General features: G+C 43.3%; 10 protein-coding genes and 1 tRNA gene. 4 read left to right on the top strand and 7 right to left on the bottom strand.

Annotation, left to right across the window (positions count from 1 at the left end; genetic code table 11):
• Nucleotides 1–639: 639 nt before the first annotated feature.
• Nucleotides 640–1,515, top strand: a complete 876-nt coding sequence (locus tag DXD78_RS06510) for an AraC family transcriptional regulator (protein ID WP_005831578.1) — start codon at nt 640–642, stop codon at nt 1,513–1,515.
• A gap of 41 nt (nt 1,516–1,556) precedes the next feature.
• A complete protein-coding gene (locus DXD78_RS06505) occupies nt 1,557–2,189 on the top strand; it encodes an AraC family transcriptional regulator (RefSeq protein WP_005831576.1) in 633 nt (210 codons plus the stop codon).
• 38 nt (nt 2,190–2,227) lie between these two features.
• Here DXD78_RS06505 and DXD78_RS06500 read toward each other — a convergent pair whose 3' ends face one another.
• Nucleotides 2,228–4,141, bottom strand: a complete 1,914-nt coding sequence (locus tag DXD78_RS06500; protein WP_009038177.1) for an LruC domain-containing protein — start codon at nt 4,139–4,141, stop codon at nt 2,228–2,230.
• 306 nt (nt 4,142–4,447) lie between these two features.
• On the opposite strand from DXD78_RS06500, the gene DXD78_RS06495 reads away from it, so the two are divergent.
• Both DXD78_RS06495 and DXD78_RS06490 read left to right on the top strand, forming a co-directional pair.
• Nucleotides 4,448–5,449 carry a beta-ketoacyl-ACP synthase III gene (locus DXD78_RS06495; protein ID WP_009038178.1) on the top strand — a complete coding sequence of 334 codons (1,002 nt, stop codon included), beginning with the start codon at nt 4,448–4,450 and terminating at the stop codon, nt 5,447–5,449.
• A gap of 141 nt (nt 5,450–5,590) precedes the next feature.
• Nucleotides 5,591–7,093, top strand: coding sequence for a glutamine synthetase family protein (locus DXD78_RS06490; RefSeq protein ID WP_005832480.1), 1,503 nt, complete (start codon nt 5,591–5,593; stop codon nt 7,091–7,093).
• Nucleotides 7,094–7,154: 61 nt separating this feature from the next.
• On the opposite strand, the gene DXD78_RS06485 is transcribed toward DXD78_RS06490, so the two are convergent.
• The 6 genes from DXD78_RS06485 to DXD78_RS06460 form a co-directional block, all read right to left on the bottom strand.
• The gene (locus DXD78_RS06485) at nt 7,155–8,849 is read right to left on the bottom strand and encodes a B12-binding domain-containing radical SAM protein (protein ID WP_008664938.1); all 1,695 of its coding nucleotides are present in this window, start codon (nt 8,847–8,849) and stop codon (nt 7,155–7,157) included.
• Between the two features lie 459 nt (nt 8,850–9,308).
• A tRNA-His gene (locus DXD78_RS06480) sits at nt 9,309–9,382 on the bottom strand.
• A gap of 90 nt (nt 9,383–9,472) precedes the next feature.
• Complete coding sequence (locus tag DXD78_RS06475) at nt 9,473–10,618, bottom strand: CapA family protein (RefSeq protein ID WP_009038179.1); 1,146 nt, start codon at nt 10,616–10,618, stop codon at nt 9,473–9,475.
• 7 nt (nt 10,619–10,625) lie between these two features.
• On the bottom strand, nt 10,626–11,507 hold the full coding sequence (gene folD / locus DXD78_RS06470; protein ID WP_009038180.1) for a bifunctional methylenetetrahydrofolate dehydrogenase/methenyltetrahydrofolate cyclohydrolase FolD: 882 nt from the start codon (nt 11,505–11,507) through the stop codon (nt 10,626–10,628).
• A gap of 11 nt (nt 11,508–11,518) precedes the next feature.
• On the bottom strand, nt 11,519–12,841 hold the full coding sequence (gene ffh, locus DXD78_RS06465) for a signal recognition particle protein (protein WP_005831559.1): 1,323 nt from the start codon (nt 12,839–12,841) through the stop codon (nt 11,519–11,521).
• A 193-nt stretch (nt 12,842–13,034) separates the two neighbouring features.
• Nucleotides 13,035–14,501, bottom strand: coding sequence for a sulfatase (locus tag DXD78_RS06460; protein ID WP_005831557.1), 1,467 nt, complete (start codon nt 14,499–14,501; stop codon nt 13,035–13,037).
• Between the last annotated feature and the right edge of the window lie 46 nt (nt 14,502–14,547).

Genomic DNA, 14,547 nt, shown 5'->3' with positions numbered 1-14,547 from the left:
TAAACAAATTATTAATCAGAATTCTGTTGCATTTGCAAGTTGAATTCAGCTCTTATATAAGGTCGCAGCAACTTACATGGCTTGTAAAATTTGAACTCCTCTTGAATCATTTTACAAAGGTACTTATTTTAGTAGTATCTTGTTTATTACAGGGTAGTTTTTAGTGCAAGGTGCAAGTATATATCTATATATAGCTTGCACCTTGCACTAACCGCAGAATATTTATTTTCAATGATTTGCATTTATCAAAAGAAAGCCGTATCTTTGAACCGTAGTTTTAGGCAGACAACGAACAGCCAAAAAGTGACAGAAAAGCGTTATTCTTGTAACCTAAGTTGTACCCCTAAGGCTTTGACATATTGATAACACATTGAATTTGAAAGATATGGGGGAGTAGGTTCATAACCCTCTCTCTCCGCTGAACTAACTGGATAATGAATAGGTAAGTCTCATAAATTCAACGATTTGTGGGACTTTTTTTATTCCATTATCTCTGCCCTATCGGATATTATTTAGCCCTTTATAGAATAAGAATTTATACTTTAGTTTTGACTGAACTTCAGTATATATGTGCAATTTTAGAACAAATAATCTAAAAATGATTTTTTTTTGTAACTTAGCATAATATTTAAAACAAATATGGTAAAAGCTACAAAAGATAATAGGCCTTTTTCAAGTGGTGTGTTTGATTTAGAGGAGTTCAATATTTATACAAAGGTAATTGATTTGCCTCTTGACGGGATTCCGACATATCTAGAAGAAGGGATAAATGGAGTTTGTACCGGAGGCTCTGCTCTTTTTAATGTGTTTTCTAATAAACGCAGGGTTGTGAAGAATGATTTGATAACTATTTTTCCTTATCAGTTGGCAAGTATAACCGAAATCAGTACAGACTTTGCCGTTATTTTCTTTAAAGTACCAAAGAAATTGTTTATGGATACCATTAATGGGCTGGGTAGGCTTACACTTGACTATTTTTTCTATATGAGGAAATATTATAGCTCTCCGCTCAGTGAAGAAGAGTATAAGCGCTTTGTTCATTTCTGTCATATATTGTCATGCCGTGTAGATTTATCTTGTGCCTTTCTTAGGAGGGAATCGGTGATGTATTTATTGAGGGTTTATTATTGGGACTTGTATGTGGGCTATAAGAGTAACCCCAAGGCTATGGCTTCCGTGAAGTTTGTACGTAAAGAGAAGCAGGTTTTTGAATTCTTTTATTTGGTTATAGAGTATCATACTATAAGTCGTGATGTGGCATTTTATGCAGATAAGATGTGTATCTCACCTAAATATCTGACAATGTTAATAACAGATAATACTGGTCGTTCGGCTAAAGAGTGGATTGTGGAATATACCATACTTGAGATAAAAGTCTTATTGAAAGACTCCAATCTTGAAATAAAGGAAGTGGTTTCACGAACTAATTTTCAATCGAATTCTACGATGACACGTTTTTTTCGTAAGCATACAGGCACTACTCCGTCAGAATACCGTGAGAGAATGTTTGTCTGATATTTGGATAATTTGTACTTATACCAAAAGGCAAGAAAGATATGAAAGAATATCTTAAAATAATAGATGAAATAATCGCTCTTGTGGGGTTACATTTAATTCCCAAATTTGTTAATCTATATCAAGGCCAGGTTGACATAAGATGTGAGGAAAATGATACTGGAGTCTTAATTAATATTATTGTGTCTTTACCAGATAAAAATGAACTGCAGGCTTTGCAAAATCAAGTTGGTATGGACTCACTACAAGCCAAACAGATCTTAGAAGGAATATTAAAATTGGAGAAAATGGATTCATGCAAACCATTGGAAAACAGACAACTGGAATTGAAACGAATTTGGCTTAACAAGCTTGTTTCAGTGTTGGAAGAGCATATGGAAAATACAGAGTTTAATGTTGCTATGCTCTGTCAACTGTTGGGAATGAATCGAAAACTGTTGTATCGAAAGATTAAACAGTTGACGGGGGTTACTCCAGTAAGCCTTATTCGGCGTGTTAGGATGATAAGAGCCGCTACACTTTTATTACAAGGCAGATTCACTGTATCGGAAGTAATGTATATGGTAGGCTATTCCAATCCTTCTTATTTTTCCAGGTGTTTCATGGCAGAATATAATATTTCTCCAAGTCAATATGCAATAATTCAAAAAAAAACAGGTGGAGCGTCCGAATAAGGGGGCACTCCACACATGATTCATTGTCTTTTGTTCTGTTATTTTTTATACCAATCCTTACAGTCATTTCCCATTGATTTTGCCCATGTAGTAAAACCGGGATATTGGCTGTCAATTCTGTTCCTTTCTGTTACCGGGGTAAACCCTAGCATCGGTATATCGATAGCAAATGGATATGCTCCTTTACGGTCGATATAGTAAGCATCATCATTGCTGCCAATCAATGACTGATTGGCATAAGCTGTAGCTTTGTGTTTGGGCAGATGAACCTCTGTGCGATTCTGTTCTCCTTGTGAATATTTTACGATGATGTATGGATTATAGGACAATAGCTGATTCTTTAGGAAAGAACCGTTGAATTCTCTGGTGACTACATATTTATTGCCTATATTCTGTTTGGCATTGGACATTACGATAATGGACGAAGTCTCTTTTTCCAATATTGCACCTTCCGGCAAAGTGATTTTATCGCCAATTTGTGCTGCATCTATCTGATAGGCAAATGCGTTAACATATGTAGCGCCATCATGTACCGGAGTGAATTCGTCAACGATCTTCGTTACTATATTCTTTTTGTCGAAATAGACTTTGCGTTCGTATTCTACAATTACGTCATTCATGTCATAATCGCCACCGGAAGGCCAAATATCTTCGAATGCCAGTGTGCCGGTAACATTTTCATCTTCATCGGGTTTTGGTTCTTCTTTATCACCTTCATCGGGAATAGACGGCCTTTCAGGATCGTCAATAGAACTTCCCGGAGTAGCATCTACATAAAATAAAAGGTCACAGTAGCTTTGATTTACACCATCTTCTGCTCCAAGAATCGTCTTGCCGCTTTTGGGGTCTTTAACAGAGACAAAGGCTGGCATGTTGTTTTTGGGATTGGAAGTGCGAAGATTTGAATCGTATGGATTATATAAATCAGGCAATTTAAGATAATCTTCTAAATTATTTCCATAACCGTTCTTAAAACCGTCGGCATAAAGAAACCAGCCTACTGTATATCCTGCTGGGAATGTATCATGGGCTTGGCCGTCTTCATCGAAGTAAAGCAGACGAACTTTATTTCCGGATTCTAAAATCAATATTTGGCCGCCATACCAGTCAAAAGACACATTGGGGAATATAATGTATTTCCTCACTTGGTCTACATCGACGGACGTTCCGGTTTTATAAAAATAATATCCGAAAGTATTATTATAACTTGCACTTCGATTGAGAAAAATGAGATTTAATGCGGTGTTGTCCTCCTTTATCGAAATATTAATAGTTTTTCCATTACCAAGTAATTTTGAATTGTCTTGTCCGCCTTTATTGAAGAATGTTTTCATCCGGTCTGTCAAATCCAAAACACTTTCATCACCAATATTTTTTTCCTTTGTCATATATTGGCTGTCCAGCTGACCTCCTTCTCCCCAATAGCACAGTGAGTATAGATTTTGGGATTTGTTTACTAAATAAGGTACATCAGACGAAGCGCGAGTGACAGACTTTGTTTTAGGATTTGATTTTGCCGACATGTCAAAAATGACAACATTGTCTTTAATTTCAAGTTCTATGCATCCCGGCAATCCCCATGTCGCAGTATATAAATAAACTTTATTAAGATAGGTAGGAAGCTGCATTTTTCCCTCATACTTACCGCTGTTGTCGGTATAGGTTTTGAACAAGGCTTCTATACCCTCTTTCTTTATCGGCGTACCTTCCACTGTTTCCATCGGATTTTCACCGTAAATTTCTATCAAAGGAGTAAACCCGTAAATGTCATAGTTGACAGAAAGCCGGACATCACTGCGCATCTCAAAGCCGAAATATTTATCCGGGTCAGGAAGAGGTTCTTTTTTACGATTCGGGTCGTATACGTCTTTCTCCATACAACCTGTCATAAGGCCTGAAAGTGCAAGCACTAAAATGAAAGTCCCAATACTAATTAAGCGGTTTTGTTTCATAAGATATAAAAATGTTATGTTAATTTTATTTGTATGTATTTTTGATTAGTTACTAGCTCTTTAAATGCCCGATACATTTTATTATGCAAATTTAGTCTGTATTGCTCAAACTCATTGATACAAAATTGACAAAAGAATGATAGAAAAAGGACAGTTGATTTTTTTTGTATATCCATGTGATAGTTTGTCGGGAGTGTCTTTTTGTTCTTCCTTTATTGGATTTTACCCTCTTTTCAGTATATTTGCGCTCGGCGTTTTAAGAATATTATCTTTGAGCCGATTCCAATACTAAACTAGCTAGAATTAATGGAGAAAATAAATGCAGTAATTACGGGAGTGGGAGGGTATGTTCCTGACTATATTCTGACCAATGAAGAAATATCCAAAATGGTAGATACGACAGATGAGTGGATAATGGGGCGTATCGGTATAAAGGAAAGACGTATCTTGCACGAAGAAGGATTGGGGACTTCGTATATGGCCCGTAAAGCTGTAAAACAATTAATGCAACGTACAAAATCTAATCCTGATGATATTGATTTGGTGATTGTGGCCACTACAACGGCCGATTATCATTTTCCTTCAACAGCATCCATATTATGTGAGAGAGTAAAGCTTAAGAATGCTTTTGCTTTTGATATGCAGGCTGTTTGTAGTGGCTTTTTGTATGCATTGGAAACTGGAGCCAATTTTATCCGTTCGGGAAAATACAAGAAGGTCATTGTAGTAGGGGCTGATAAAATGTCGTCGGTGATTGATTATACCGATCGTGCCACTTGTCCGATTTTTGGTGACGGTGCTGCCGCTTTCATGCTGGAACCCACCCGGGAAGGTATGGGAGTAATGGATGCCGTATTGAGAACAGACGGGAAAGGTCTGCCTTTTTTACATATCAAAGCGGGAGGCTCCGTATGTGCTCCATCTTACTATACACTGGACAATCGGATGCATTATATTTATCAGGAAGGACGTACAGTCTTTAAATATGCTGTGGCCAATATGGCGGATGTTTGTGAGGCAGTCATGGAGAGGAATCACTTGACGAAGGAGGACATTGACTGGGTGATTCCCCATCAGGCAAACATGCGTATAATTACTGCTGTTTCGCAACGCTTGGGAGTATCTCCCGAAAAGGTAATGGTCAATATAGAACGGTATGGAAATACAAGTGCCGGCACGCTTCCATTGTGTGTATGGGATTTCGAGGATAAGCTGAAAAAGGGGGATAAACTGATTTTTACAGCATTCGGAGCAGGATTTGCCTGGGGAGCTATTTACGTGAAGTGGGGATACGACGGAAAAGGTTGAGGCTCACTGATAAGATTTAGGTTGTTTGTTTCTTTTCTGATACAACTTTTAGTATCTTTGCGAAACAGCAGTTTTTTATTGTGACAGAAAATTGCATGTGTTTTGTTAACCATATAGAAAACTAAAAACAACCAGCGTATTATGAACCAGGAATTATCCATGAGCCCCAATCTATTGGTGGCTGCCCTTCAAAAACCGGCTTCCGAATTTACGAAAGCAGACATTGTTTCCTATATAAAGGAGAACGACATTCGTATGGTGAACTTCATGTATCCTGCGGCAGACGGGAGACTGAAGACACTGAACTTTGTCATCAATAATGAGGCATACCTTGATGCCATACTTACATGTGGTGAACGCGTAGACGGTTCCAGCTTGTTTCCGTTTATAGAGGCCGGTAGCAGTGATTTGTATGTAGTGCCGCGTTTCCGGACCGCTTTTATAGACCCTTTTTCTGAATTGCCCACACTGTCAATGCTCTGTTCTTATTTCAATAAGGATGGTGAACCGCTGGAAAGTTCTCCGGAATATACCCTGCGTAAGGCATGTCAGGCATTCACTACGGTTACGGGGATGGAATTTCAGGCTATGGGAGAATTGGAATATTATGTAATTTCTGAAAATGACGGATTGTTCCCGGCTACCGATCAGCGTGGTTATCACGAATCGGCCCCTTATGCCAAGTTCAATGATTTCCGTACGGAATGTATGTCATATATTGCGCAGGCAGGCGGACAGATAAAGTATGGGCATTCTGAAGTCGGTAATTTTACGCTGGACGATAAGATTTATGAGCAGAATGAAATAGAGTTCCTGCCGGTGCGTGCCGAGGAGGCTGCTGACCAACTGGTGATAGCAAAATGGGTTATTCGTAATCTGGCTAGCCAGTATGGATATAACATTACTTTTGCACCGAAAATCACGGCAGGAAAAGCCGGTTCCGGATTACATATACATATGCGTATCATGAAGGACGGGCAGAACCAGATGCTGAAAGATGGGGCACTTTCTGAAACAGCCCGTAAGGCCATTGCGGGCATGATGAAGCTGGCTTCTTCCATTACAGCTTTCGGTAATACAAATCCTACTTCCTATTTTCGTCTGGTTCCTCATCAGGAAGCACCGACCAACATTTGCTGGGGCGACCGCAACCGTTCGGTATTGGTACGCGTTCCGTTGGGCTGGTCGGCAAAAACGGATATGTGCATGTTGGCAAATCCGTTGGAGACCCCAAGTCATTATGATACTACACAGAAACAGACGGTGGAAATGCGTTCGCCTGACGGTTCGGCCGATTTGTATCAATTGATTGCCGGACTTGCTGTAGCTTGCCGTTATGGATTTGAGATAGACGATGCTTTAGGAATTGCAGAAAAAACATATGTCAATGTAAATATCCACAAGAAAGAAAATGAAGATAAGTTGAAACAACTGGAACAGCTTCCTGATAGTTGTGCCGCTTCTGCCGATTGTTTGGAAAGACAGCGTGCTGTCTTTGAGCAATATCATGTGTTCAGTCCTGCAATGGTTGATGGGGTTATTTCCAAACTGCGTTCTTACGAGGATAGAACCTTGCGTGCAGAGATACAAGACAGTCCGGAGGAGATGCTGAAACTGGTCGAGAAGTATTTCCACTGCGGATAGGAGAAGAAATGAGGGCATAACTCACCGCAGGTTACACAGATTGCTATAGAATTTCTGATAATCAAGAACTTTTATCTGTGTTAATCTGCGGTGATTGTGTATTTTGACACCTCTCCATTATTTCTTTGGCTTTGAATACTGGTTCTGCTTTTTGTATTTCCGATTCGAAGCCGAACCAATAACCATTTTGGGTATTGTCGTCAATGGGTAGAAAACATAAGCGGAGGCTTTCTTTGTAGTTTCCATAGATGACTTCCCAATATTCCGGTGGCATCTGGCGCTTGGTCTTGACTTTCTCTGCTGGTTTTTTCTTTAATGACATGCCTGCCTCTATCCAGGCAATGGTGACCATGATTTTATAGGCCGGATAATGCATACTGCAGAATTCATAGAGTACGAGGCCTCGCTTTTCCAGGCTCATGGGCTGGTCTATAAGATTTTTATCGATTAAAAATTCCAGAAAGCGACGTAGGAAGTCGTTGTCATCCAGAATCAGCTTGCGGGTGATGGCTTGCCAAGCAGTTGTGTTATAGAATCCATCCAGAAGACGTGACAGTTGCCGGGCTGTTTGAAGCTCGTTGACACTGATTTCATTTGTTTGAAGCACTTCATAAGGGGGGAGAGGAGAATATCGGATGCCTAGTTCTTCCGCCCTTCTTCTCATTTCTGTGCCGGGAAGTAACTTCAGGGATTCAAGCTGTATCTCGCCGGCATTGTATCCGGCAAGTGTACGCACATCTTCAAATATTTCGGATAGGCGGTATAGAGGCAAGCCGGCAATGAGGTCGGCGTGTGTTTCCATATTGGGTAGGGAACATAGGAAACGAAGACCTTGCAGTGAGTCCTCCAGGCTTCCCATCCGACGGCTTTTCTGGAGGACCGGTTCGCGCAGGCTTTGAATACCGGCCTCGAGATGGAGCAATCCTTTAGGTAGCTTTTTCAATTCATTTTTCAGCTCTTCGGATAATAGTGCAGGGTGTATTTCTAAGTGAAAGCATATGTCCGGGTTGAATTCCAGGAAAAGTTGCAGTAATTCTTTAGCACGGCGCGGATTATAATTAAAGGTCCGGTCGAGGACGCGTACGTTTTTTATTCCATGACTGTGGATAATTTGAAGGCGTTCACGGATACTTTCAATGGACAGTGTGCGCACCGGTTTTTCTTCACCGCTGACGCAGAATGCGCATGTGTTGAAACAGCCTCGGGTAGTCTCCAGTTGTACGAATGGTTTGCTCCAATTGAAGAAACTGCTGTTTTCCGGTGGTACGAGCCGGGAAAAGTTAAGTACACGGGCTATGCCGTTGTCTATATATTGCTTTTGAGGATTCATATAGCAGAGTCCCGGAATACTGTTCCATTTTTCCGGCTGGTTCCAGCAAGACAGCCATTGGGGGAATGCTTCTTCTCCCTCTCCCCTGAATACGCAGTCGATGAAAGGGTTTTTATGCAGAAAGTCTTCATTGTTTCCTAAGAATTCAGGTCCGCCCAAGATGAAGCAGCTATTGGGAAGCAATGCTTTTAATCTCGCTGTTATGTGCAACAGTTGTTCGTGGTTGAACAACCATGTTGTTGCGGCAATGATGTCGGGTTGGTGCCGGTATATTTCGTCGACAATCATTCCTACGTTTTCATTGATGGTGGCAGATACGATTTCCCATTTTACGGAATTGTTTTTTGCTATTTGTGCGTGCAGTGCAGGGAGTGCCAACGAAGAGTGTGCATACGAGCTATTGAGGTCTATCCAAAGAATTTTCATGTTTAATTGAGTTTCATCTTTGCAAAGATAACTGATTTTGCTTTTCGTATAAACAAAAAGGGTTATATTTGCATGACGGAAATCGAAAATAGTAAAGTGTTGGTATAGAATGTTCTTTGAAAGATGAAATATTTCTTTTGTATTCTTATTTCTATAAGGTGATAACGGGTTGTCTTATCACTGGCTTGATAAAGTAAGGAAGGAAGTACTATTAAGTGTGATTGATACAGAATGCAAAATATCGGAATAAGTTTCCAGCTATTTTGAACATTTTGAGAAAGTAAACTCTTTTGTACAAGGACTGGTTTAGGTAATTGATTCCTTCCTATGATGTAGGGATACTCTGTGAGGAGTATCCCTACAATTTTTTACATTGATTCCACGTTGCCTCCCTTTGGGGGATTGTTTGGACAATAACAAAAGAAGAGGAATATTCTTTCGAATTTCCTCTTCTTTGCGGGTGGCAGATGGGACTCGAACCCACGACATTCAGAACCACAATCTGACGCTCTAACCAACTGAACTACAGCCACCATGTTAGTGCATTTCTTAAATGCGGTGCAAAGATAGGGATAATCTTTAATATTGCAAAGAATGAGACGAAAATTTTTGAGATTTCTGCATTATTTTTTCTTCTCGTAGATACCTATATTGTGCTGCTGGAGCAGCTTTCGAGAGCTTTTGACAAAGATTTCCAGGTGTTTACGAGCTTCCGGCGTTAAATGTTCTGTAGGAAAACTGGCAGGATAAAGAATGTAATTTTTTTCTTTAGTAAGTTCCGGCCGGCCGGTCCAGACCAGATTATATCCACAATAGGAAACACGACAGTATGGAAAAGGCAGAGGATTGGAGTCTGGTAGAGGCGTCTGACTCTGACCGGTGTAAGAGGGACGGATGGGTTGGGGGAGAGGATGTTTCTCCAACTGCAAAGTGAAGATGAGGCCGCCGTCAGTGTTGGCCTTGCTCATATTGGAAATGAAGTTTCCCAAGGAGTAGACTATGATGTGCTGTTCGGTACCATTGGTACGTAGTTCCATCGGTTGAATGACGTGAGGGTGTGAACCGATAATATGTGTTACGCCTTGTTGGAGCAACCAGTTGGCCAGTTCGCGTTGCTCACGGTTGGGAAGGGACTGATATTCCTCTCCCCAATGCATGCAGGCAATAATGGCATCCGGTTGGCGTGCCTTGGCACTTTGGATATCTTGCAGGATGGTATTCTTATCAATATAGTTTACGATATTGGGAGAGGTAGCCTTGATACCATTGGTGCCGTAAGTATAGTTGAGTAGGGCAATGCGAAAGCCGTTTCTGTTGATGAACAGGGGATAGCGTTGCCTGCGCTCCGACAGATTCTTGTAGGTGCCTGCGTAACGAATACCGGAGGAGTCAAGTAATTGTATGGTACGCTCCATTCCCTTTTTTCCACGGTCCAGACAGTGGTTGTTGGCTGTCAGTAAAATATCGAATCCGGCGTCCTTTATGGCCTGAAGATATTCATCGGGGGCGCTGAACATAGGATAGCCCCGATAGGGCCTGCCCCCCAATGTGACTTCCAGATTTCCTATGGCGAGGTCTGCCTGGGATATTTGCTCTTTTATGAGGGAGAAGCAGGAGGAGTAGTCATATTTTCCTTCAGATACACGTGCTGCGTCTATTTGTGCCTGGTGCTGCATCAGGTCACCGACAAATAATAGCGTAATCCTTTCCTGGGAGGAAAGGGTTACGCTATACAGTAAGACAGCCATGAAGACGGCGAGCGTTTTCATTACGTTGTTATTGGTAGATTGCTTTCTTGCCGGCGAGCAATGTATTCTTCATAAGGGAAACGATAGTCATCGGACCTACGCCTCCTGGTACGGGGGTAATGAATGAACATTTAGGAGCTACTTCATCGAATTTCACATCACCGGTCAACTTGAACCCGGATTTCTTGGAGGCATCGGGCACACGGGTAGTACCTACATCAATAACGACAGCACCTTCCTTGACCATTTCCGCCTTAACAAAGTTCGGTTGTCCCAACGCAGCAATGATGATGTCCGCTTCCTGGCATTCCTTTACCAGGTCTTTGCTGCGGCTGTGGCATACGGTCACTGTGGCATCGCCGGGATAAGCCTTCTGCATCATCAGGGCAGCCATGGGCTTGCCTACAATGTTGCTGCGTCCCAACACCACGCACTTCTTGCCTGAAGTCTCTATCTGATAGCGCTTCAGCAGTTCGAGGATACCGTTGGGAGTAGCGGATACATAGCAGGGAAGGCCAATGGACATCCGTCCCACATTGATGGGATGAAAGCCGTCCACATCCTTGCGGTAGTCGATGGTTTCAATCACTTTCTGCTCGGAGATATGCTTGGGCAAGGGAAGCTGTACGATGAAACCGTCCACATCCGCATCCTCGTTCAATTCGCGTACCTTGGCAAGCAGCTCCTCTTCGGTAACGTCTGCCTCGTAGCGGATAAGTGAGGACTTGAATCCGCAAACTTCGCATGCCTTTACTTTGGCGGCAACGTAGGTTTCGCTACCTCCATCGTGTCCTACAAGAATAGCGGCCAGATGCGGGCGTTTACCCCCACGAGCCACTATCTCGGCTACTTCTGCTGCAATCTCTTGCTTTACTTGCTCTGAAATTGCTTTTCCATCAATCAGTGTCATAGGCTGTTATCTTATCTTTTAAGTTTCGGCATCATCTTACCCATCTTGCTGCCAGTGACCATCTTCATCATCTTGCGGGTCTGGTCAAACTGTTTCAGCAGGCGGTTTACTTCCTGAATATTCGTACCGCTACCTTTGGCAATGCGCTGGCGGCGTGAACCGTTCAGAATGGCCGGATTGCTGCGTTCTTCCGGAGTCATGGAGTAGATGATGGCTTCAATGCTCTTGAAGGCATTGTCGTCAATGTCTATATCCTTGATGGCTTTGCCTACGCCCGGTATCATGGAGGCAAGTTCCTTCAAGTTACCCATTTTCTTGATTTGTGCAATCTGGCTCAGGAAGTCGTTGAAGTCGAACTGGTTCTTGGCAATCTTCTTTTGCAGGCGTTTGGCTTCTTCCTCGTCATATTGTTCCTGCGCACGTTCCACCAAAGATACGATGTCACCCATACCGAGAATACGGTCGGCCATACGTGAGGGATGGAACTGGTCGATGGCATCCAGCTTTTCACCGGTACCTACAAACTTGATGGGCTTGTTTACCACCGAACGGATAGAAAGGGCGGCACCACCGCGGGTATCACCATCCAGTTTGGTCAATACTACACCATTGAAGTCGAGCCGTTCGTTGAATTCCTTAGCGGTATTCACTGCATCCTGACCGGTCATTGAATCCACTACGAACAGAATCTCGTCCGGATTGATGGCCTTCTTGATGGCGGCAATCTCGTTCATCATCTCCTCATCCACTGCCAGACGACCGGCTGTATCGACAATTACAAGGTCGTAACCTTTGGCTTTGGCTTCTTGGATGGCATTTTGGGCAATGGCTACCGGATTTTTGCTGTCCGGTTCCGAGTACATCGGTACGTCAATCTGTTCAGCCAGTACACGCAACTGCTCGATAGCGGCAGGACGGTACACGTCACAAGCCACCAATAACGGCTTTTTGTTCTTCTTGCTCTTCAGCATGCGGGCCAGCTTTCCGGAGAAAGTTGTTTTACCGGAGCCTTGCAAACCGGACATTAGGATAATGGCAGGCTTGGAGTCGAGGTTTATTTCAGAAGTCTCGCCGCCCATGAGCTGGGTCAGTTCATCGTGTACGATTTTTACCATCAGCTGGCTGGGCTTAACGGCTGTCAGCACGTTTTGTCCCAAGGCTTTTTCCTTAACGGTATCGGTGAAGTTTTTGGCTACCTTATAGTTCACGTCGGCATCCAAAAGTGCCTTACGTACGTCTTTCAGGGTTTCCGCAACATTGATTTCGGTGATTTTGCCCTCACCTTTCAAAATTTTAAACGACCTTTCAAGTCTCTCGCTTAAATTATCGAACATAGTATCTAATTACAATTACTAAATTACAAATTACTCTTATTGAGGCGCAAAAGTACAAAAAATCCCTTTAACTGCCTTCTTTTGAAGCAGAATATTATTGAAGACTTGCAGCGGGATGGGCGAAAAGAATGGAAGTGCCGGTCAAGGCACTGATAATCATCTATATTATTCTGTTTTTTTTAGTTCTTTTTGCTTACTTTCTATTGATAATGTCTCTGGCGCAGGGTCCTTCGTGGTTGGGATATCCCGGTGCGTGGCTGCGCCATCTCTTGTCGGCTTCAACTTTCAGGCTTCGGTAGTCGTCCTGTGTGCGGCGGATGTAGTCGTCCAGCAGTGCCCGGTGCTCGGCCAGAATCTTTGAGTATTTGGGGTCATGGGCAAGGTTTCGTCTTTCTCCTTTATCCTTCAGCATATCATACAGTTCTTCCCCGTTGCCTTCCAGATAGTGTGTGTATTTGTATCTGGGACTGCGTATCATCCGTCCCGGGCTGACGGTCACTTCGTATTCACTGTGCCATTCGGAGGCTGCATAGGGGTGCTGTCTCTTTTGCTTCTCGCCTTTCAGAAAAGGGGCAAGGCTGATGCCGGGCTTGGAGGAAGGCACCGGAATGCCTGCCAGTTCACAGAGAGTGGGCAGCAGGTCGATAGTGGGTTGGGTCAGTAAATCTTCCACTGGTTTTTGACGGGGATGAATGCCGGGACCGGCTATGATGAAGGGCACATTTGTCATTTCTTCGTAAAAGCTGACCTGCTTGGTTACCATGCGGTGTGACCCCATTCCGTCTCCGTGGTCTGCCAGTACAATGACAATTGTATTTTTGCCGGCGGGAGTGGAGTAGAGGGCTTCTAGTACACTCTCTATCTGTCTGGCCACTATCCGCGTGTAATGCTGGAAGGCGGCGACGTAGTGCCGGTAATTGTCCTCGTTCCAGTGGGCGGCTTGCATCATCCTCCGGTGGCTGCAGCAGATGTACTGAATGGGCAACGGAAGTTTTTCCCAGTCTTCCACTTCAAAGTTTTCGGGTAGTAGCGGGAGTGGGGTACTGATGGGGCTATCTATGTGCTCCCCTTTATTTTCGCCTACATATCCGCAGATATTGTGCGGGTTTTGGAAATCGGCTATGCAGATGAAAGGTTCTTGCGGCGGATTGCTGAGATAGGCCACGGCATCCTCGCAGGTTCCTACATCCAGAAAGCTGTCATTGTTGACGGGAAATTCGGGGTCGGTGAAGGGCTTGGCAACCGGTTCCTTGTGGCGGAATCCCCTTAGAGAACCCATGTCATGGGTTTTGCCAAAGTGGACGGCCTCATAACCGTTGGCGGTGAAGAGGCTTCCCAGGGTCGGAATGCTGTCGGGTAGCGGAGGATTGATGTGTTCGGCCGAGTTGGAACGTACATTGGTTTGATGCGGCATCAGTCCGCTCCATAAGGCAGCGCGTGACGGTTGGCTGAGGGGGCATCCCACGTATGCGTTGGCAAATGTTACACCTTGGGAGGCAATTCGGTCTATAGGTGGAGTGCAGCTGGGGTCGGCACCGTATGCGCCTACTACCCGCTGGGTCAGATGGTCGCATTGGATAATAAGAAAATTGGGCGATTGCTGTGCCATTACCGGAAAGCTGCACAATGCCATTCCCATAAAAGAGTGAATCGTTTTCATCAGATTTGGATTTTATTTGTTCAAGGTTATTGTATGGTGGCAAATG

The organism is Bacteroides sp. D20, from assembly GCF_003436255.1.
GTDB lineage: Bacteria > Bacteroidota > Bacteroidia > Bacteroidales > Bacteroidaceae > Bacteroides > Bacteroides uniformis.
This window is presented reverse-complemented; position numbering and strand designations above follow the sequence as displayed.

What these genes read in the sequence shown, in the direction of transcription:
- DXD78_RS06510 (WP_005831578.1), top strand. Translation starts at nt 640, where the DNA reads ATGGTAAAAGCTACAAAAGATAATAGGCCTTTTTCAAGTGGTGTGTTT.
- DXD78_RS06505 (WP_005831576.1), top strand. Translation starts at nt 1,557, where the DNA reads ATGAAAGAATATCTTAAAATAATAGATGAAATAATCGCTCTTGTGGGG.
- DXD78_RS06500 (WP_009038177.1), bottom strand. Translation starts at nt 4,141, where the DNA reads ATGAAACAAAACCGCTTAATTAGTATTGGGACTTTCATTTTAGTGCTT.
- DXD78_RS06495 (WP_009038178.1), top strand. Translation starts at nt 4,448, where the DNA reads ATGGAGAAAATAAATGCAGTAATTACGGGAGTGGGAGGGTATGTTCCT.
- DXD78_RS06490 (WP_005832480.1), top strand. Translation starts at nt 5,591, where the DNA reads ATGAACCAGGAATTATCCATGAGCCCCAATCTATTGGTGGCTGCCCTT.
- DXD78_RS06485 (WP_008664938.1), bottom strand. Translation starts at nt 8,849, where the DNA reads ATGAAAATTCTTTGGATAGACCTCAATAGCTCGTATGCACACTCTTCG.
- DXD78_RS06475 (WP_009038179.1), bottom strand. Translation starts at nt 10,618, where the DNA reads ATGAAAACGCTCGCCGTCTTCATGGCTGTCTTACTGTATAGCGTAACC.
- folD (WP_009038180.1), bottom strand. Translation starts at nt 11,507, where the DNA reads ATGACACTGATTGATGGAAAAGCAATTTCAGAGCAAGTAAAGCAAGAG.
- ffh (WP_005831559.1), bottom strand. Translation starts at nt 12,841, where the DNA reads ATGTTCGATAATTTAAGCGAGAGACTTGAAAGGTCGTTTAAAATTTTG.
- DXD78_RS06460 (WP_005831557.1), bottom strand. Translation starts at nt 14,501, where the DNA reads ATGAAAACGATTCACTCTTTTATGGGAATGGCATTGTGCAGCTTTCCG.